16 protein-coding genes and 3 pseudogenes are annotated in these 18,796 nt (G+C 59.9%); 11 read left to right on the top strand and 8 right to left on the bottom strand.

From position 1 onward, the window contains the following. The first annotated feature begins 120 nt into the window (after positions 1–120). On the top strand, positions 121–1,320 hold the full coding sequence (locus ACFLEY_RS08985) for an MFS transporter (RefSeq protein ID WP_211434347.1): 1,200 nt from the start codon (positions 121–123) through the stop codon (positions 1,318–1,320). A gap of 295 nt (positions 1,321–1,615) precedes the next feature. Here ACFLEY_RS08985 and ACFLEY_RS08980 read toward each other — a convergent pair. Then, positions 1,616–2,649: pseudogene (locus ACFLEY_RS08980) on the bottom strand (IS110 family transposase). Between the two features lie 175 nt (positions 2,650–2,824). Between ACFLEY_RS08980 and ACFLEY_RS08975 the strand changes: the two are divergent. Together ACFLEY_RS08975 and ACFLEY_RS08970 are read left to right on the top strand one after the other, a co-directional pair. Next, positions 2,825–4,381, top strand: coding sequence for an ISL3 family transposase (locus ACFLEY_RS08975; protein WP_211434348.1), 1,557 nt, complete (start codon positions 2,825–2,827; stop codon positions 4,379–4,381). Positions 4,382–4,529: 148 nt separating this feature from the next. Beyond that, positions 4,530–6,215, top strand: a complete 1,686-nt coding sequence (locus ACFLEY_RS08970; protein WP_396604615.1) for a transposase — start codon at positions 4,530–4,532, stop codon at positions 6,213–6,215. A gap of 1,039 nt (positions 6,216–7,254) precedes the next feature. Here the strand turns inward: ACFLEY_RS08970 and ACFLEY_RS08965 are convergent. Further along, on the bottom strand, positions 7,255–7,860 hold the full coding sequence (locus ACFLEY_RS08965) for an RNA ligase family protein (RefSeq protein ID WP_082755444.1): 606 nt from the start codon (positions 7,858–7,860) through the stop codon (positions 7,255–7,257). Between the two features lie 42 nt (positions 7,861–7,902). Next, a complete protein-coding gene (locus tag ACFLEY_RS08960; RefSeq protein ID WP_038967817.1) occupies positions 7,903–8,142 on the bottom strand; it encodes a hypothetical protein in 240 nt (79 codons plus the stop codon). Positions 8,143–8,521: 379 nt separating this feature from the next. On the opposite strand from ACFLEY_RS08960, the gene ACFLEY_RS08955 reads away from it, so the two are divergent. The 3 genes from ACFLEY_RS08955 (at position 8,522) to ACFLEY_RS08945 (ending at position 10,554) form a co-directional block, all read left to right on the top strand. Beyond that, complete coding sequence (locus ACFLEY_RS08955; RefSeq protein ID WP_028176062.1) at positions 8,522–8,785, top strand: hypothetical protein; 264 nt, start codon at positions 8,522–8,524, stop codon at positions 8,783–8,785. A 1,366-nt stretch (positions 8,786–10,151) separates the two neighbouring features. Beyond that, on the top strand, positions 10,152–10,247 hold the full coding sequence (locus ACFLEY_RS08950) for a DUF6894 family protein (RefSeq protein WP_396604614.1): 96 nt from the start codon (positions 10,152–10,154) through the stop codon (positions 10,245–10,247). 106 nt (positions 10,248–10,353) lie between these two features. Beyond that, the gene (locus ACFLEY_RS08945; RefSeq protein ID WP_074076794.1) at positions 10,354–10,554 is read left to right on the top strand and encodes a hypothetical protein; all 201 of its coding nucleotides are present in this window, start codon (positions 10,354–10,356) and stop codon (positions 10,552–10,554) included. 480 nt (positions 10,555–11,034) lie between these two features. Here ACFLEY_RS08945 and ACFLEY_RS08940 read toward each other — a convergent pair whose 3' ends face one another. Then, complete coding sequence (locus tag ACFLEY_RS08940; protein WP_236845253.1) at positions 11,035–12,045, bottom strand: PAS domain S-box protein; 1,011 nt, start codon at positions 12,043–12,045, stop codon at positions 11,035–11,037. 261 nt (positions 12,046–12,306) lie between these two features. Between ACFLEY_RS08940 and ACFLEY_RS08935 the strand changes: the two genes are divergently transcribed. Continuing rightward, the gene (locus ACFLEY_RS08935; RefSeq protein WP_060908300.1) at positions 12,307–13,416 is read left to right on the top strand and encodes an IS630 family transposase; all 1,110 of its coding nucleotides are present in this window, start codon (positions 12,307–12,309) and stop codon (positions 13,414–13,416) included. Positions 13,417–13,439: 23 nt separating this feature from the next. Here ACFLEY_RS08935 and ACFLEY_RS08930 read toward each other — a convergent pair. The 3 genes and pseudogenes from ACFLEY_RS08930 to ACFLEY_RS08920 form a co-directional block, all read right to left on the bottom strand. Then, positions 13,440–13,883: pseudogene (locus tag ACFLEY_RS08930) on the bottom strand (IS630 family transposase); the annotation flags it as partial. A gap of 31 nt (positions 13,884–13,914) precedes the next feature. Continuing rightward, on the bottom strand, positions 13,915–15,183 hold the full coding sequence (locus tag ACFLEY_RS08925; RefSeq protein WP_038952271.1) for an IS256 family transposase: 1,269 nt from the start codon (positions 15,181–15,183) through the stop codon (positions 13,915–13,917). Positions 15,184–15,276: 93 nt separating this feature from the next. Next, positions 15,277–15,912: pseudogene (locus ACFLEY_RS08920) on the bottom strand (IS630-like element ISRj1 family transposase); the annotation flags it as partial. Positions 15,913–16,021: 109 nt separating this feature from the next. Here ACFLEY_RS08920 and ACFLEY_RS08915 point away from each other — a divergent pair. The 4 genes from ACFLEY_RS08915 to ACFLEY_RS08900 all read left to right on the top strand — a co-directional run bounded on the left by ACFLEY_RS08915 (position 16,022) and on the right by ACFLEY_RS08900 (position 18,329). After that, a complete protein-coding gene (locus tag ACFLEY_RS08915) occupies positions 16,022–17,131 on the top strand; it encodes an IS630 family transposase (protein ID WP_060908300.1) in 1,110 nt (369 codons plus the stop codon). Between the two features lie 376 nt (positions 17,132–17,507). Further along, the gene (locus ACFLEY_RS08910; RefSeq protein ID WP_060908809.1) at positions 17,508–17,726 is read left to right on the top strand and encodes a hypothetical protein; all 219 of its coding nucleotides are present in this window, start codon (positions 17,508–17,510) and stop codon (positions 17,724–17,726) included. Beyond that, positions 17,723–17,971: a hypothetical protein gene (locus ACFLEY_RS08905; RefSeq protein WP_038967815.1), complete on the top strand. Its 249-nt coding sequence runs from the start codon at positions 17,723–17,725 to the stop codon at positions 17,969–17,971. Before ACFLEY_RS08910 ends, ACFLEY_RS08905 begins: the two co-directional genes overlap by 4 nt. A 163-nt stretch (positions 17,972–18,134) precedes the next feature. Continuing rightward, complete coding sequence (locus tag ACFLEY_RS08900) at positions 18,135–18,329, top strand: hypothetical protein (RefSeq protein ID WP_074076792.1); 195 nt, start codon at positions 18,135–18,137, stop codon at positions 18,327–18,329. On the opposite strand, the gene ACFLEY_RS08895 is transcribed toward ACFLEY_RS08900, so the two are convergent. Then, positions 18,251–18,796 carry a cysteine hydrolase gene (locus ACFLEY_RS08895; RefSeq protein WP_060908810.1) on the bottom strand — a complete coding sequence of 182 codons (546 nt, stop codon included), beginning with the start codon at positions 18,794–18,796 and terminating at the stop codon, positions 18,251–18,253. The two genes, ACFLEY_RS08900 and ACFLEY_RS08895, sit on opposite strands and share 79 nt — an antisense overlap.

Genomic DNA, 18,796 nt, shown 5'->3' with positions numbered 1-18,796 from the left:
AGATTGGAGTCGCCGCCACGCCTTGTTATTTATCAAGTGATAATTAACTGTCAATCCTGTTCGAGGTCATGAGCCGGCGCGGAAAAAAGAAGTTGCCGGCGCAAAGAGGATTTTGCCGCCATGTCGACTTCAACGGTCACGACGGACCGCCAGGCACCCAGCCTCACCCGCGCTCGCATCTTCGCGATGGCGGTTTGCGCCGGGATCGCAGTCGCAAATATCTACTACAACCAGCCCCTCCTCGGCCTGATCGAAGCGAGCTATCCGGACTCGACCGCAATCGGCCTCATTCCCACCGCCACGCAATTCGGTTACGCCGTCGGCCTTCTCTTTCTGGTGCCATTAGGCGACATTGTGGAGAGAAGGCGCCTAATCGCGGCGCAATTCCTCGTTCTGTCTGCTGCTCTCGCGTTTGCCGCAATCGCTCCGTCTACGCTTGCTCTGATCTCGGCGTCGCTAACACTGGGCGTGGCAGCGACCGTGGCCCAACAGATCGTCCCCTTCGCCGCGACGCTCGCCGACGACCGCAGCGCCGTAGGCACCGTGGTCAGCGGAATTCTGGGAGGCATTCTCCTCAGCCGTACGATCGCCGGCTTCGTCGGATCGCACTTCGGATGGCGCGAGATGTTCTGGCTGGGCGTTCCTTTGGCGCTTGGCGCTGCCGCGTTGGTCCGTTCGATCCTGCCTCAGCACCATGCGACGCAAGACATCGGATATCTCGCCGCGCTGCGCTCCCTCGTCCACTTGCTCGTCGAGGAGCCACAGCTTCGTCTCGCCGCCGCGACGCAAGCTATGCTGTTCGCCTCCTTCATTGCCTTCTGGACCATACTTTCGCTTCATCTCCAGGAACCCGCCTTCGGGCTTGGACCCGAGATCGCAGGTCTGTTCGGCGTCATCGGCGCGTCCGGCATCTTCGCCGCTCCTCTCGCAGGACGCGTCGCCGACAGACGTGGCCCACACGTGGTGGTCGCGATCGCAGCCGCCATCTCGCTTTCCTCATGGGCTGTTTTCGCGGGCTGGAACGCGATCGCGGGATTGGTCGTAGGAGTGGTGCTCCTCGATATCGGCGTGAACGCTGCGCTTGTATCAAACCAACATCTGATCTTCGCGCTTCGTCCGGAGGCCCGGAGCAGGTTGAATACCGTGTTCATGACGGCAATGTTCATCGGCGGCTCGCTCGGTTCCCTCGGGGCGAGCTGGGCGTACACGCACCTGTCCTGGCTCGGCGTCTGTGCCTATGGGGCCGCTCTTGCGGCAGTGGGTCTGCTCCTGCAACTGCCGACGCTTGCGAGCCGCGCCTGCCAGGCGTCGAACCACTAGGGCCACGTTGTCATTCGGCCTGCAATATTGGGTCTTCTCTATTCGGCCGGATTTAGTCAAGGGCTTGATTGGGTGCCTCCTTGGGTTCGGTACCGCTCGCGGGGCCGTGCTTCTCTTCGGGATCAGCCGTATGGCTCTCCCAGCATGGGATCAGTAGAACGAGACGGAACAATCTGACTCGCGTGCTGATCGCAAGGACGCGACCGTACAAGAGCCCAAAGCGAACTCATCTCGTCCATCGTCCCGCGAGGGACCTCCTCCCGCTAAACAACGGGTGCGTGGACCGCGCGTCGCACTATTGTGCCGCGGGCGTGGCCTCCCGTGTCCAGCGGAATTCCGTTCCGTCGCTCCACATGCGGTGCATGATGACGGCGAGCCGCCGCGCCAAAGCGACGATCGCCTTCTGCTGCCCGCGTCGTTTGGCGATCTGCATGGCCCACGCCTTGAGCCAGGACCATTTCTGCACCCGCGTCAGCATGACCTGTGCGGCCTCATAGAGTAGCGCTCGCATGGCTTCATCACCGCACAGCGAAATCCGGCCGATGCGGTGGCTTTCGCCGGACTGGTTGAGAACTGGCGTCAATCCAAGGGACGGCCCGACGGCTTTCGAACTCTTGAAGCGGGCGGGAACGTCGATCGTGCTGATAAAGGCCAGCGACGTGACGGGGCCGACACCAGGGATCGTCATCAACCGACGACAGACCTCGCTTTCCCGGGCAAGTAGAAGCACTTTGCGATGCAGTTGTGTGAACTGTTCGCGTAAAACGCGTCGGGCGACGAGAAGCGGTTCCATGAGTTCGGCCAGCTCCGGCTGACCGCCGACGAGTGGATACGTTGTTCAAAGCCGATCACCCCCACAATTCCGACCTTCAAGCCGAAGTTGCGTAACAGCCCACGAATGTCATTCTCGATGGCAATGGCCTTCTCCTGAAGCAGCTTGCGACCGGCAAGCAGGACCCGTCGCTTTTGGCTGATCAGGGTCTTGACGTGGACAGGCCGGAACAAGCCGACGCGCATCATCTGCGCAATGCCACGCGCATCATTGCGGTCGCTCTTGTTCACCTGCGCCTTGAGGAACGCCTTGGCATGTCGCGTCTCGATGCAGATTACCGGCAGGCCAGCCTCCGCCAGCCCGCTGAACAGCCATTGCGACAGCGGTCCAGCCTCGAGCCCAATCCGATCAAACCGCCAAATCGGATCGTTGAGTGCAGCAAGAAGATCGTCCGGGTGACTCACCAACTTCGCTTCCCGGCAAATGCGGCCCGTTTCGTCGACAATGCACAGGGACGTCTCTTTGACCGACACGTCCAGTCCAGCGTAATGTTTCATGCTGCGCTTCTCCGTCTGATGCTTGTGGCTGTTCGAAAACAGACCACGTTTATCATCAACCTGAAGCGCAGCACCCTGCTAACGCGGGGCTCAGCAACAGGCCGAATACCCCATCTGACTCATTTCTGATGAAGTTTGCCGGGCGACTGTGGTTCTCAAACGGAGAATCAGCGCCATGCGGACGGGCTTTCAAATCTCATCGCTAGTACCGAGTGGTTTGGTGTTTGATAGTGTAAGTGACTCAATGGATTCGCTTATTCTGTCTGTTAGGTCGGAAGCTGCGGAGGCTCGGTGCCCTTTGTGCGCGACAGCGTCGAGCCGCATCCATAGCCGCTACGTCCGGCACGTTGCCGATTTGCCATCAGCGGGCAGAAAGGTGCGCCTCCGATTACTCACGCGGCGCTTCACGTGCGAGGTGCCGCATTGCCGCCGGCGGATCTTCGCGGAGCGGTTCGGAGAAGACATCGTCCCGCTGCGACGGCGCCGGACAGCACGGCTGGAATACATCGTCCATCACTTGGGGTTGGCGCTCGGCGGCCGGCCGGCGGCAAGCTTCGCCAAGCGGCTCATGCTGCCTGTCAGCAACGATACCTTGCTACGGGTGGTACGTCGGCGGACGGCGATGCCGACAGATCCATTGCTTGTTGTGGGCATCGATGACTGGGCGTTCCGGAGAAACCATCGATACGGGACGATCGTGTGCGATTTGGAGCGTCGGCGGATCGTTACCCTGCTGCCCGACAGGGAGACTGCGACCGTTCGGGCGTGGCTATCGAAGCACCCAGCGATCAACATTGTGTCGCGAGATCGCGGTGGTGGATACGGCGAGGCAGCAGCTAAGGCGCTCCCGAACGCCATCCAGGTCGCCGACCGCTGGCATCTGATGGAAAATGCGAGCGCGGCCTTGCTTGATGCGGTGCGCCGCTCCATGAACAGAATCCGAACCGCAATCGGAGCGACAACGATCAACCCGGAATTGCTGACCTATGCGGAAAAGCTGCGCTATCAGGGCTATCTGCGGCGCCAGGACAGCCATGCCGCAATTGCGGATCTCGTCAGCGACGGTGTGCCGTTCAAGGAGATCGTCCGCCGCACAGGACATAGTCGCAATCTGGTTCGCCAAATTAGCCGCGGTGGCGGTACGGATATGTTCCGCACCCGTCAAAGCACCCTGGACGGGCATCTGCCGTTCCTGGACGCGCAATGGTCAGGCGGCTGTCGCAACGGTGCCGAACTCTGGCGCCGTTTGAAGGGACAAGGCTTTATGGGATCGCTGCGCGTGGTGGCGGAATGGGCGACGCGACGGCGGCGTGCCGAGACTATCAGCCATCAACAATTGCAGAAGGTCCCCGCCGCCAGGACGATAGCGCAGCTGATGACGACGAAGCGCGACCACCTGACCAGGGCCGAGACCGTCACGCTTGCCGTCATCGAACAAAACGTTCCTATGCTGGCCGATGCCCAAGCTCTCGTTGGCCGCTTCCACGCGATGATCCGAAAGAAGGCCGAGATGGAGCTCGAACCTTGGATTGAGGAATCCAAGCGGAGCCTCATTGCCTCGTTCGCGAATGGCATTGCCAACGATAAGGGCGCGGTGCACGCGGCTATCACGCAACCATGGTCCAATGGCCAAGTGGAAGCTCAGATCACCAAGCTCAAGCTGGTCAAACGGCAAATGTACGGGCGCGCTAAGCTCGATCTCCTTCAGGCTAGGCTGATTGGCGCGCCATAAAAACAAAGACGATCATCGAATATGCGTCAGAGCCAATTTTGGACGCCGATCCCCCGGCTTAGGGGGCGCATTGCCTCACCCAGAATGTTACTGGACAACTTCTCGCCGATGATTGGGTCGGTGCCATCGAATTGGTTCGGTGGCGTCTATGGCGGGAAAGATCAGCATGGGCGCGCGGCGCGAGGTGGTGTCGGTGGTAACGGAGCGTTACCGATCGGCCAAACGAGCGGAGAAGGGACGGATCCTCGACGAGCTGTGCGCGACGACTGGCTGGCATCGCAAGCATGCGGTGCGCGCGCTCAGGCGACGCGAGGCGGTTGGACCGGGCGAGGTCGAGGCAACAAGAAAGCGAAGACGCAGATATGGCGCGACGATCAAGGACGCGCTGACTGCGCTGTGGGAGGCGTCGGATCGGGTGTGCGGCAAGCGGCTCAAGGTGATGATCCCGACCTTGCTGCCTGCCCTTGAGCGACATGGCCGATTGCAGCTTGGCCAGTCGGACCGTGACCGTGTTCTGGCTATCAGCGCCGCCACCATCGATCGCCTGCTCGTCGATGTGAAGATCGCGGCGAGCGGCGGCAGGCGGCGCCGTGCCGGGTTCCATTCGGCAATCCGGCGCGAGGTCCCGATCCGCACCTTCAATGACTGGAACAGCCCGCCGCCGGGCTTCTGCGAGGTCGACATGGTAGCCCATGGCGGCACGTCGGTGGCTGGCTCGTTCATCCAGACCCTGACGATGGTCGATATCGCCACGGGCTGGACGGAGTGCCTGCCGTTGCTGACGCGGGATGGCTCGCTGGTTGCCGAGGCGATCAACCGCGCACAGAGCCTGTTCCCCTGGCTCTTGCGCGGCGTGGACTTCGACAACGACAGCGCCTTCATGAACGATGTCGTCGTGCCATGGTGCCGCCAACAGAAGCTCGAGGTGACGCGCTCGCGTGCCTATAAGAAGAACGATCAGGCGTTCGTCGAGCAGAAGAATGGTGCCGTCGTCCGCCACCTCATGGGCTATGGCCGCTTCGATGGCGTCGAGACGGCGCGTATGATGGGCCGCCTTTATGCTGCGGCACGGCTCTACGTCAACTTCTTCCAGCCGTCGTTCAAGCTGAAGGAGAAGCGTCGCGAAGGGGCTAAAGTGATCAAGCGTTATCATGCTCCGTTGACGCCCTATCAGCGCGCGCTGGCCCATCCCAAGGTGACCGCGGCTGTAAAGCGGCGGCTACGCGATCAGTATCGCTCGCTCGATCCGGTCGCGCTGTTGGCCGAGATTCGCGCAACCCAGGACGAACTCGGCAATCGCGTCGATCGTCGTGCCGGACAGGCGCGCTGCCTGCAACGCGCTTGCACGAGCACCGCGCCGGCGACCGCGGCGACGTTTGCGAAGACGCTCGGCAAGACGGTGACGGCCGGCGAGCCGCGTGCCACGCACCGGCGAAGCCGTCGGCCCTATAAGACCAGGGTTCGCATGCCGTCCAAGCTCGACCCGCATCTTGCTGCGATCGAAGCCTGGCTCGCAGAGCAGCCGCAGCTGACTGCACTCGCCATCGTCGGCCGGCTGAGCGAGAAACACCCCGAGGAGTTCGGGACGAGACAGCATTCGATCGTGCAGCGTCTGCTGAGGGCGCTTAGACGGAGGGCTGCCGAGCAGTTGGTCGCGGAGGAGTCGCTCGGCGACGCCACCACCGCTGCCCCATTGTCCGGGGTTGTGGACGGCTCGGGCTATGTAGGGCCCGACCCGCCCACAGCCCCTCCCACCGAGCAAGCTTGGAAAGCAACCTGGCGCGGCCAATCAGTCGACATCGCATCGACCGCTGCAACGGCGCCATCAGGGTAACATTCGCAGATGCGGCAATACGGGGGGTCAATATTGCAGGCCGAATGACACCCAAATGGCCCAATCGAGGCCTGTCCGCTAATGAGAACGCACGCGCGCTGATATCCATGATGGCCCGGAGAAAATGCTCCAATCAAAGGCCGGATACATTGATGCAAGACCACACCACCTGATCGACGAACCTCTTGCTACGCACGGCCGGACCATACACTGGGTCATTCGCGTTCATTTGGCCGCATCCCCACCACGTCTGCTCTGGCGTCGGCTGCTGACGAGCCGGGCGCGGTTGCAAGTTCGCCCTCGGGGGCGTTCTCCGTGGTCAGTTTCGTTCTGGCCGGCCACTGCCGCTGTCTCGGATCGCCCTGGGCAATATCACTTGGCCTTTGGTCGAGACGGTGGTGGTCAGTTTCTGTTTGGATCAGCAGGCACGGCGGACGTAACCGGCCTGATGATCGTGAAGGGCGACGACGTGCGACATCGTCGGGGCCTTTCTGCTTTGTGTCAGGGGAAACGGATCGGCCTCGCCACGGCCGCCTATCTATCGACGTTATCTCCGCGGGTTGCAAACCGCTCGTCCACGGGCGTTGGCTGCCGCCGGGGTTCGTAGCGCTGCACTAAATTCAAAAGGCGCTTTTTGATGAATGGGTCGGCTTGCTCTGCGAGTTCACGTAATATTTTCGCACGTTGCCTATTAAATTCGTCGTCCAACATAGTCGGCCCCATCATAAAATATGAGATCGCAATAGTATGAATGTAGCGGCTTAGGCTTCGCGAGAAAGCCCAAAATATTTTCCTGCGTGACTAATACGAACGGCCGCGCGTTACAGAAAGACCATCTACAGACGGTCTTTCTGTAGGCGCCGGATGCGCGTGGCTTCTTCCCCGCCGATCATAATATTACCAGCCAATTTTTAGCGCAGATTATCTACGCAGGTCAGGCTTATCGTGTGAAGCCGAAACCACGGTGCAAATCATGGAACAAGAGAAGAGTTGCTTGCGTGCAACATGCTAGTGCCTGCCAACTTGTTTGTTCGCGACCTCACAGCTCCCGCTCCATCGCGGGGTGACTGCGGTTTTTTACCTTTACCCAATGCTTGCTCCGGCCCGCCTGATCAGGCTGGTCGCGACGCTTCGATACCAATCCTTCAAGACCCATGTTGCACGCGGCGCGGAATAGGTCAGGTCCAAGCTGGCCACGCTCAAAGGGATTAACGAAAACGCCTTCAGGACGCCGCGCCAGCAGGCGCTCCAAGTTCGTCTTCCGCATCGACAACGAGAGCCTGCGGTGATCGTCGCCGCCTTCGGCGAGAATATCGAAGGCGCAGAACTGCACTTCGTGGTCGCGCTTGCGCGAGTGAAGTGCGTTGAAATCGGAGATGCCATCGACGCCGAGCACGACTGCTTCGCCATCGAGGACGAAATGCTTCTGGCGGACCTTGCGCGCGGCCTCGACGATCCAAGGATAGCGACTGGCCCAGTTGTACCCGCCGCGCGTGATCAGGCGTACCCGGTGGCCCTCGCGCTCAAGGCGAAGACGGTAGCCGTCATACTTTACTTCATGAAGCCAATTTACTTCATGAAGCCAATCCGGCCCGCTAGGGACCGCCACACCTCTGCTGGGAAGGCAAAACTCAAATGAACGCATTCAGGAAAAATAGGCATTCGATGCCTGATTACGAGATGGAGCTTAGGGCAACTCGGTCAAGCTGGCGTCCACATTTTTACGGCTTGGGCGGCAGATCAGGAGCGATGTCGCTGCCGTGCTCTCACCGATAGCCTGCTCTACTGCGGATGCGAGCACCGCAAGGTGTTCAGCCAGTTTGGCAAACAGTTCGCGCTTTTTGGGGTCCGTCGCCAAGTCGCGAATAAGGGCGCACTCAGCGGCGTCTCGCTGTAGCTTCTCCAGTTGGGCCTGCATGTCTTTCATCTGCGGCCTCGATGTTCCAGTGCGGGAACATTACAAATACCTGTTCCGGGTCACAAGTGAACAGAGCGATATCGCCGACTGGGACTAGCCTCCAATTGCGTGGCGCCTCCTCACGGCGCCAGCCCGTCGGACCGCTCGGCCCCGCAACTGTCCCCTCCGTACCGCCGCAAGTGGGCCGGGCTGGTCCGAGGGGCTTTGCGCAGCGTCAAAGCGATATCCTGCCATGTCGGACAGACTGGACGCGTAGCCGAACAACCTATTGTCAGGCTTCTGAGGTTATGAGGCCCTGGGCTCCTAGGCGCACCGGGCCTCGCCTTAACTGCCTATCCGCCCCTGACTGTGTGTTGATCTCGCAGGCGATGTGCGACAGGAGGCTAACGTGTCCGCCGAAAATTACGCCGATGATCTCCGCGCGACCGTGCGCTTTGCTCTAGAGACGACCCGTGCAATCGCGGTCTGCCCCTTCCATTCTCAAGTGACCATCCGCATAGGGGATGATGCGGCCGAGAGCCATGCTTTCGAGCGCGCGAAGAGAGTCGTCAAGAGTGACGGCACGAACTGGGACCCGCGGGCTCTTATGGGCGAGATTGGTCGGCAGCTAGGTGAAGCCGCTGACGGTGAATGTCCGCTTTGCGCGTCGTAGAGAGCCATCCGTCTGGCGCTCACCCGCGCATATTGTGCGAGCGCGGTTGCTGGCCGCTCGCAGGTGCTCGGCTGATGTTTGCGATCACCTGTTTCGCCGTTTTCGTATCCGCACAGTCAGCCAAGCCGCGGCCTGAAGACTGCGCACTTCCGCTGCAGGCTGATACCGACCTGCATTCGTCGAATTCGCAATCTTCTTCGCTGCATCTTCGCCACATCGCCTGCCGTTGAGATCGCCGGCGTCGCCAGTCCGTGTAACTACAGCTCCGGATGAATACTGTGAGAAAAGCTGACTTATCGAGCGATCTTTGTGTGGGTGCGCCCCAGCGGCAAAGAACGTGGCCGCGATATCGAGCGTACGAAAAGCCGTCCTCAGCCACATTCGCGTTTCGACAAGTCTTGAGGGAGCTGACCGCACGAGCGGCCTTCAAGCGCCCGAGGAACATCTCCGCGCGCGGTCGGTTGGCCGAGTGATTGCCGATGAAAGGACGGGGCGGCGGGAGGAGGCTGCGGTGGCAAGAACATCGATCTCGAAGACCGACTTGGAGCTTATGGCGCTTCAGCAGATTCGGAGCTTCCCGGGCGGCGAGCATGCGGTTTCTGTCGAGGTCGAATGCGTCGCTGGCGAGGCCCGAGACGTGACCTGGAGGCTTCATGTCACCGCAAAGGACGAAGCCGACTTCGGGCGTATCCATTATGCCGCAGAGACCACGACCGAAAGATTGAAGCGACGGTATTGCCTCAAACGGTGACCAGATGATCCATCACGTCTCGCTCGGCAGTAACGATGTCAACAGCGCAAGAGCTTTCTACGATCCGCTGATGTCCCTTCTCGGACTGCGGCTCCTCAAACACTCGGACCGTTCGCTCCACTACGGCGCCTCGGATATCATTTTCAGTATCGAAACCCCGATAGACGGGCTTCGGGCAACGGCAGGAAATGGCACTCACGTAGCTTTTCAAGCACCGGATCGCGAGACAGTGAGAGCTTCCGCGCGACCGCACTTGCGCTTGGAGGCGTTGACGAAGGGACTCCCGGCATCCGAGACAATTACAACGCGAATTATTTTGGTGCCTTCGTACGCGACCTCGATGGAAACAAGATTGAGGCGGTGACGTACACCGCAAGAGAAAGCTTTTAAGAAGGCCCTTGAAATTCGCCCCGGCTAGGAGGCTGTCGAGGCCGGTGTCCCGAGAAGCGCGTCCTGCAAAGCGAGAGGATTTGAACCTCCGACCCTAGTCTCCCAGGCGCGGGTAACATTTTGATCTTTCGATGTTATTTTCGAACTACCCTATTCAGCCCCCGCTGAATGAGCACGCTTTTCGGCCCGATTGGAACGTGAGCCTGACGTACCGCATTACCGCGCATGCCGAGATATTTCTTTCACATTACGCACGAGCGCACCGAGATCGACCGCGTGGGCGCGGACCTCCCGGACAAGCATGCCGCGTGGAAACGATAGCCCACCACCGTTGTTCCTCCAGATGGAACCAACTTGTCGGGATCCGCATCTTAGGAATCGGAAAACTCAAACCCTGCGGTTAGGACCCGTGAGACGAGGTGTTGTCATGCAGCGCCGCCGCCGTTTCAAACAAATACAGTCCCTTGAAGAACGTTTAGCCGAAATAGCAAAACGCCTCCGTGAAGAGGCCAAATCCCTCCCCCCAGGAATGGAGCGCCAAGAAAAGCTCCGCAAAGCCTGGCAAGCCGAAACCGGCTCGCACGTGAGCGAGTGGCTGAGATCGCCCGGATTGCCACTGCCTGAGTAATCCGCTCAGCGGTTTCAGGAACATTTGCCGGCATAGGCCGGTTGATCGCCATCACCGTTACAACATTTGGCCTTTGCCGGTGACTGCGAGTCGTTGTTCACGCCTCCCACCGTGGATGGCAAGCATGTGCGAACATTGCGTGGAGCTAGATAGACGGATCAACCACCTGAAAGGCTTGCTTGCGAAGGTGACTGATGCACAGACAGTCGCCGCAATCGGCGCGATGGTCGAGAAAATCGAAGCCGAGAAGATCGCCCTCCATCTCACCAAATAAAGGCCGCCTCAGTTGGCGGCTTCTCCTGTTCGAGGATCGAGCGGCTCAACGCGCGAAGGTTTATCGGGTGCTGTCCTAGGCCGTGTACCTATAAACCCGGCGGCGTCATGTGACTGGTGACTACGTCTGCTTTGCTCCTATAGCGACCAAGTTCTTGGGGCAGCGCAATATGTCGTGAGAGCAGCGAAGCCAAGCTCGATTGGGTTTTACGTCGGAACGGCGATTTCGCAAACTAGCCCTTCCGCGCGCCAGTCAAAATGCACCTTGCCGCCAAGTGGGGTGATCGTTCCTTCGATGAGGCGGCTACCAAAGCCCTTGCGTTCGGGCGCATTTACCCTCGGACCGCCCAATTCGGTCCAGCGGAGCATTAGCTGTCCATCCTCGGCTCGCGACCAATCCAATCCAATCCAGCCTTTCGCGTTAGACAGCGCTCCATACTTGGCAGCGTTGGTCGCTAGTTCATGCAAAACCACAGCAATCGCCTGTGCAGCGGTGGGTTCTAATACAATTTGCAGACCCTCCATCACAATCCGCTTGTCTTGGCCTTCTTGGAGATAAGGGGCGAGCTCTTGCTTGGCGATCGCCGAGACCTCGGCTCCTATCCACCGCGTTTCAACAAACAGCGAGTGAACATTTGCCATCGCTTGGATGCGCCCGCTGATCACTTCCTTGAGGCGCTCGGAGGTGTCGGACTGAGAAAGATTGATGATTGCCTGTACGTTCGCGAGGATGTTCTTGCTTCGGTGCTCCGCCTCGCGAGCCAGAATGCGAATCTGCTCCTGAGCTCGCTTGTGCTCGGTAATATCTCTAGCAATCTTAGATGCGCCAATGATGTTGCCGTGGGCATCTTTGACAGGAGAAACGGTCAGCGAAACGACGATTGAGCTACCATCCCTACGTCGGCGAACAGTCTCAAAATGGTCGAGGCGCTCACCTCGTCGGATGCGGGTTAAAATCTCGCGTTCTTCGCTTTGTCGGTCCTCCGGGATCACAAGTGTAATAGGCTGGCCGATCGCCTCGGCGGCCGAATAGCCGAAGATGCGCTCAGCCCCCTTATTCCAACTTGTAATAATGCCGTCCAGATTCTTGCTAACGATCACGTCGTCGCTAGATTCAACTATGGAGGCCAGCAGATTGGCCAACCGCTCGGCACGGTCCAGGGCCGGCTCGCTGACGAGAGCTTCGCGTTGAAGTCCCGGCTCTCCTTCAATCGCCAATAGGACCCCCAAACCCAGATGTTGCACTGCCGTTAGTGCCCAATCATAGCACCGAAAGCAAAGGCAAGAAGGTGTCCATTGGGACGGTTTCAGCGGAAATTGTCGGTCCCCTTCTACTCGGTAAGTGTCCAACCGGGGCCTGCCCGGAAGCGTTGCGTCTGGACAGGGCTGGCTGCGCGTTATGAGTCCGCGCCCTAGTCATCTGGAACGCAAGTTCGTCACATTAGTTGATAGCTCGAATCTCTACAGAGGAGAGAGCTCGTGGCTAATGCAGGTGAGCGAGGCCGGCCGATCGCGCCGTTGGTGCTTAGTCCGCAGGAGCGGGCGTACTTGGAGAGGCAAGTTCGTCGTCATCGCGTTGCCCGATCGCTATCTGAGCGATGCCGCGCGATCCTGCGATGCGCGGATGGATTGCCAAGCAAGTCTGTGGCTGCCGAACTCGGCCTGCACGAACACACCATTGGCAAGTGGCGTCGCCGATTTTTGAAGGACCGCTGTGATGGCCTGCTTGACGAGGCACGCCCTGGCCGCCCTCGAACCATCAACGACGATCAGGTTGCTGAGGTGATCGAGCGGACGTTGCGGACGACGCCAGCCGATGCCACGCATTGGTCGATCCGCTCGATGGCTGCGGAAACCGGCTTTTCCCACACCACGATCCGCCGAATGTGGGCGGCGTTCGGCTTGCAGCCGCACCGTGGCCAGACATTCAAGCTATCGAGCGATCCGCTGTTCGTCGACAAGGTACGCGACATCGTCGGCCTTTACCTGTCCCCACCGAACCGAGCCCTTGTCCTCAGTGTCGATGAGAAAAGCCAGATCCAGGCCCTGGATCGCGAGCAGCCGGTCCTTCCGATGATGCCGGGCGTACCGGAACGGCGCACGCACAGCTATGTGCGGCATGGTACGACCTCGCTGTTTGCCGCGCTCGATGTCGCCTCGGGATTCGTCATCGGCAAATGTTACAAACGCCACCGGGCAATCGAGTTCTTGAAGTTCCTCAAAGAGATCGACGCTCAAGTCCCTGAAGGGATCGATGTCCATATCGTCATGGACAACTACGCCACTCACAAAACACCCAAGATCAAAGCGTGGCTCGCCCGCCGGCCGCACTATCATGTCCATTTCACGCCGACTTCCGCGTCATGGATCAACCAGGTCGAGCGCTGGTTCGCTGAGCTCACCAGAAAGCAGATCCAGCGAGGTGTTCACACCTCCGTCAGGCAACTCGAGGCCGACATCCGTACCTTCATCGATTTGCACAACAGACACCCGAAGCCCTTCAAATGGACCAAGTCCGCAGACCAGATTTTGGCGTCCGTCAAACGCTTCTGCCACAAAGCCCAGCAGACATTATGTGGCGAACTTTAGATTCAGGTGACTAGTACCCGGAATCAGAGCTGAGTGATACGGCGGCCTTTGAAACGGCGTTGACGGACCTTTTTCTTGGTCCAGACGAAGGGCTCGGCTCTGTCGTTGTATGCGTTGACGTAGGCATCGATGTGTTCCTGAAGCTGCTTGAGGCTCGTGAAGGAGGTGCCGCTGAGCGACTGCCCCTGCAAGATGGAAAACCATACTTCGACCTGATTGAGCCATGACGCATTTGTCGGCGTGAAATGAAATTGCACGTTGGGGTGGGCCTTGAGCCAGTCCTCGTTCTTTTTATGGGTGTTGAGGTTGTCGAGGATGACGTGAAGCTTGCGGTTCGGAAAAGCCGCGGTGACGCTGTTCATGAAATCGAGAAACTCGACGCGGCGCCGGCGTTTTGAATGGGTCGCGATGATCTTTCCGGTGGCGACTTCGAGCGCCGCAAACAATGTTGTGGTGCCATGCCGCGAGCTATGGCTGATTTTGGGTGACGCGGCCTGATCAGGCGGCGTGGCTTTCAGTGTTCGGAATGACTTCGATTCCGTCGATGAACTTTACACCGGCGATGACTTTCGGCAACTGGTTCGTGCTCTTCAATCGCCGCCAGGTCTTCGATGCGGCGTCGATGAGCTTGAACACCATCAGCTTCGCAGTTTGTTGCGACAGCGATCCCTTGGTCCGCACCGTTCGGTGGCGCACCGTGGCGAAGACGCTCTCGATCGGGTTCGAGCTGCGTAGGTGGATCCAGTGCTCAGCAGGGAAGTCGAAGAAGGCGAGCAGCGCATGGCGATCCTTGATCAGGCACTCCACCGCACGTCCGTATTTGACGTGGTATTTCTCGACGAAGACGTCGATCGCGGTTTCAGCTTCGGCCCGGTGTGGGGCCAGATAGATGTTCCGCAGGTCGTTCTTCATGGGGCCCTGCACGGATTTGGCGACCTTGTCGAGTACGTTGCTCACTTTATGGCACCAGCATCGTTGGTGCCGCGTGCCGGGAAAGGCCTCGTCCAGTGCCTTCCAGAAGCCGAGGGCGCCGTCGCCGATGGCGAGTTGCGGGGCAATCCGTAACCCGCGTTGCCGCAGGTCGATCAGGAGTTCGCGCCAGCTCTGCGCGCTCTCGCGCACGCCGACCTGGAAGCCGATCAGCTCCTTCTTGCCTTCCGGCGTGGTGCCAATCAGCACCAGCATGCATTCGCTGTGATCTTCCATGCGGGCCTGCAGGTACACGCCATCGGCCCAGATGTAGACATAGCGACGCGCCGACAGATCGCGTCTCTGCCAGCGTTCGTACTCGACCTGCCAATCGGCCTTCAGGCCGGCGATCACCGAAGGCGACAGGTTCGGCGCATCCTTGCCGAGCAGCGCCGAGAGCGCCTCCTGGAAGTCGCCGGTCGAGATGCCGCGCAAATAGAGGACCGGGATCAAGGCATCCAGGCTCTTCGTCCGCCGCGCCCATAGCGGCAGGATTGCCGAACTGAAGCGGAGGCGGTCGCCTGGCCCGCTCGCTCCGCGGTCGCGGACCTTGGGACGAGCGACCTCCACCGGACCGATGCCGGTCGCAATCTCGCGCACCGGACCGTGCCCATGTCGGACCAGGCGCGCTCGACCGTCGGGCAGCGTCAGATTGGCCGTGCTGGCCAGAAACGCGCCAACCTCGATCTCGATCGCCCTGGCAAGCAGGTCCCGCGCGCCGGCTCGAACGATATCGGTCAGTGGATCATCAACCGCGGACGGCTGACGGAAAGCAAGAACATTGGTAGTCTCGGTCATGGCGTATCGCTCTCCTCGAGAGGTTCTGGCAGGCTCGTCACCCGCCTCGATACGCCGCCTTCCTCACACCGTCATCACCCAGATTCCGCCATAGCTCCCATGCCGCTTGTAATCGTGGCTTTGGCCGGTCAAGGCGCGGCCATCGGGCAACTTCAGATAACCCTGCGCTCGCTCCAAAGCCTGGATCGAGGGCTTCTCGTCCACGCACAGCACAATGGCCTTCGCCGGCGGCGCGACATAGAGGCCGACAACATCGGCGGCTTTGGCCGTAAAGTTCGGGTCGTTGCTCTCGCACCAGGACTTGCGAGCCACCAGGTCAATCTTGTGGCTGCGCAGGAACCGCCAGACATATTGGACATCGACATCGCCCAGCGCCTCGGCCAGCAGGGGGCCGGTCCAGCGCGCAAACCCTTGCGGTGGCGGCTTATCCAGCAGCTTCAGAATCCGCTTGTCGGTCGTCTTCGTATAGATCGGCTGCTTGCCAGGCCGCGGCTTGTCTTGCAGCCCTTCAAGGCCATGGTCGGCATAGCGATGCCGCCAAAGGCTGACAATCCGCGGCTGGACCCCAACTTCCTTGGCGATCGACCGGGTGCTGCGCCCATCCGCCGCCAACAGAACTATCCGCGCCCGCTTCAAATCGCGCTGCAACGTCACCGGTGAGCGACAGCACGCCTCAAGCACCTTGCGATCTTTCCTCGAAAGGTGGACTTCTCTTGCTTCGGGTATCATCCCGACCTTGAATCACGACTCACGTTCCAAGAAAAGTGGGTACTAGTCATCTGGAACGCAAGTTCGTCACATTAGTTGATAGCTCGAATCTCTACAGAGGAGAGAGCTCGTGGCTAATGCAGGTGAGCGAGGCCGGCCGATCGCGCCGTTGGTGCTTAGTCCGCAGGAGCGGGCGTACTTGGAGAGGCAAGTTCGTCGTCATCGCGTTGCCCGATCGCTATCTGAGCGATGCCGCGCGATCCTGCGATGCGCGGATGGATTGCCAAGCAAGTCTGTGGCTGCCGAACTCGGCCTGCACGAACACACCATTGGCAAGTGGCGTCGCCGATTTTTGAAGGACCGCTGTGATGGCCTGCTTGACGAGGCACGCCCTGGCCGCCCTCGAACCATCAACGACGATCAGGTTGCTGAGGTGATCGAGCGGACGTTGCGGACGACGCCAGCCGATGCCACGCATTGGTCGATCCGCTCGATGGCTGCGGAAACCGGCTTTTCCCACACCACGATCCGCCGAATGTGGGCGGCGTTCGGCTTGCAGCCGCACCGTGGCCAGACATTCAAGCTATCGAGCGATCCGCTGTTCGTCGACAAGGTACGCGACATCGTCGGCCTTTACCTGTCCCCACCGAACCGAGCCCTTGTCCTCAGTGTCGATGAGAAAAGCCAGATCCAGGCCCTGGATCGCGAGCAGCCGGTCCTTCCGATGATGCCGGGCGTACCGGAACGGCGCACGCACAGCTATGTGCGGCATGGTACGACCTCGCTGTTTGCCGCGCTCGATGTCGCCTCGGGATTCGTCATCGGCAAATGTTACAAACGCCACCGGGCAATCGAGTTCTTGAAGTTCCTCAAAGAGATCGACGCTCAAGTCCCTGAAGGGATCGATGTCCATATCGTCATGGACAACTACGCCACTCACAAAACACCCAAGATCAAAGCGTGGCTCGCCCGCCGGCCGCACTATCATGTCCATTTCACGCCGACTTCCGCGTCATGGATCAACCAGGTCGAGCGCTGGTTCGCTGAGCTCACCAGAAAGCAGATCCAGCGAGGTGTTCACACCTCCGTCAGGCAACTCGAGGCCGACATCCGTACCTTCATCGATTTGCACAACAGACACCCGAAGCCCTTCAAATGGACCAAGTCCGCAGACCAGATTTTGGCGTCCGTCAAACGCTTCTGCCACAAAGCCCAGCAGACATTATGTGGCGAACTTTAGATTCAGGTGACTAGTTAAGACACTCGCAGGGGCAGACAGGAGACACCCGCCTAATCTGCTGCGTCTGTGGCAGCGAAAAAATCAATTAGACGATTCACAAATGTGCTTGCGAGAATCTTGAGGATCGGGAAAAATCGGCAATCCGGGGCTGGCTAGACCATTTGATCTCGGAATTATTGAAACCCGGACGGGGCCGCTGATGGCGAGTCGGCGGCCCTTGTCTATGTGGCAGGGCGGCTGCCAAGTTTTCCTGGTGCCCCGCGACCCCGTTGGCGACGTGCTCTATGGTACCGAACTCCTAGACCTATGCTATTGGCGGTCCACCGCAAAGATTGATACGTGACAGCGCCCGTGCCGAGCTCCTATTAAAGCCCCCATGACCACGCCGATCACGATCAAGAAGCACGAACGCGTCCCCGACACCGGCAGCTATAAGGTCCGCTTCGCGGACGGCCGTCCGAACGTCTATTTCTACTGGGGCGACCTGCCCGGCCGGCGGCTTCGACCGGATCTGCTGACGCGCAACGAGGCCGAGGCCAAGGCCAAGGAACTGGCTCGCATCGAGCGCGACAAGCTCGCCGGCGCCAGCGCATGAAGCACGTCGAGACCCGCCACTTCGCAGATCCGCAAGTTGCCGCACGCAAGCTCCTCGAGCTCGCCGCCGGCGTCGAGCCCGTCAATGGGCGCATTCACATCGAGAAGATCAACGCGCCGTTCCTCTCCAGGAACGGCTGCAAGGCGACGGGCCCGGAGTTCGGCACCGGCATCCAGCATGCGGTCGAGAGAGGCTGGCTCGAGCTGCACGAGAGCGGAACCTTCGTGCGGCTTAATCAAGGCTGAGGTCCATAAAAACGGCCCCAGCATACCCCTATGCTGGGACCGTTGGAGGTGCTTGGCGGTAGTGGGTCGCTAAGCATCCCTAGCTTAGGAAAAACTGGCAATCAGGTCTGTGCGCTTTCGTACACAAGCGGTATGGTTCCGCTCGGGAACGGAACTGATCGCAATGAAAGGCATGCAGGCTCAATTGGAAAAGCTCCGCACAGATGCTGCCGAGTGCGCCCTCATCCGTGACCTGGCGACCGCCCCGAAGAAACGAGAGCTTTTTACGAGGTTGGCTGATCACCTGACGACGCTCCAGCGCGCAAGGATGCTGGCAACCGGCGCCACCTCGATCTGCAAGCTGAACCTCTTGGTGTAGAGATTGATGAGCGCATCGTGACTTTCATCAGACGAGCTGCAGAGCGCGTCCTCAGCGAGGATAACACGGTAGCCGATATCGACCGCAGCCAGCACCGTTGCGAGCACACAGACATCGGTCTCACCGCCAGACACGATCAGCGTGTCCACCTGATGCTCATCCAGAAAGGCTTGCAGGCGCCTATTGGTGAATGCGCAGTAAGTCTGGCGGTCGATGACTGTGGCAGGCGGCACAAAGCGTGTCAGGGCCGGCATCAGCTCAAGCAACCCCGGATCGGCCTTGTTACGGACCGGAATGAAGCGCGTGAAGACGGTACGTGGCGGCGCGTGCGCAATCAGCCTGACCGCCTCGGGTAGCGCACGCTCCAACCAGGGCGTTGCCCACGGGGCATACGGTGCGAACAACCTTTGCATGTCGATGCAGAGATGGACGGCGTGAGGACCGGGGGGTGCGAGCAGTTGCCCCAT

The organism is Bradyrhizobium sp. YCK136, from assembly GCF_044570075.1.
Taxonomy (GTDB): Bacteria; Pseudomonadota; Alphaproteobacteria; order Rhizobiales; family Xanthobacteraceae; genus Bradyrhizobium; species Bradyrhizobium diazoefficiens.
This window is presented reverse-complemented; position numbering and strand designations above follow the sequence as displayed.

What these genes read in the sequence shown, in the direction of transcription:
- ACFLEY_RS08985 (WP_211434347.1), top strand. Translation starts at nt 121, where the DNA reads ATGTCGACTTCAACGGTCACGACGGACCGCCAGGCACCCAGCCTCACC.
- ACFLEY_RS08975 (WP_211434348.1), top strand. Translation starts at nt 2,825, where the DNA reads ATGCGGACGGGCTTTCAAATCTCATCGCTAGTACCGAGTGGTTTGGTG.
- ACFLEY_RS08970 (WP_396604615.1), top strand. Translation starts at nt 4,530, where the DNA reads ATGGCGGGAAAGATCAGCATGGGCGCGCGGCGCGAGGTGGTGTCGGTG.
- ACFLEY_RS08965 (WP_082755444.1), bottom strand. Translation starts at nt 7,860, where the DNA reads ATGCGTTCATTTGAGTTTTGCCTTCCCAGCAGAGGTGTGGCGGTCCCT.
- ACFLEY_RS08960 (WP_038967817.1), bottom strand. Translation starts at nt 8,142, where the DNA reads ATGAAAGACATGCAGGCCCAACTGGAGAAGCTACAGCGAGACGCCGCT.
- ACFLEY_RS08950 (WP_396604614.1), top strand. Translation starts at nt 10,152, where the DNA reads ATGCCGAGATATTTCTTTCACATTACGCACGAGCGCACCGAGATCGAC.
- ACFLEY_RS08945 (WP_074076794.1), top strand. Translation starts at nt 10,354, where the DNA reads ATGCAGCGCCGCCGCCGTTTCAAACAAATACAGTCCCTTGAAGAACGT.
- ACFLEY_RS08925 (WP_038952271.1), bottom strand. Translation starts at nt 15,183, where the DNA reads ATGACCGAGACTACCAATGTTCTTGCTTTCCGTCAGCCGTCCGCGGTT.
- ACFLEY_RS08910 (WP_060908809.1), top strand. Translation starts at nt 17,508, where the DNA reads ATGACCACGCCGATCACGATCAAGAAGCACGAACGCGTCCCCGACACC.
- ACFLEY_RS08905 (WP_038967815.1), top strand. Translation starts at nt 17,723, where the DNA reads ATGAAGCACGTCGAGACCCGCCACTTCGCAGATCCGCAAGTTGCCGCA.
- ACFLEY_RS08900 (WP_074076792.1), top strand. Translation starts at nt 18,135, where the DNA reads ATGAAAGGCATGCAGGCTCAATTGGAAAAGCTCCGCACAGATGCTGCC.
- ACFLEY_RS08895 (WP_060908810.1), bottom strand. Translation starts at nt 18,796, where the DNA reads ATGGGGCAACTGCTCGCACCCCCCGGTCCTCACGCCGTCCATCTCTGC.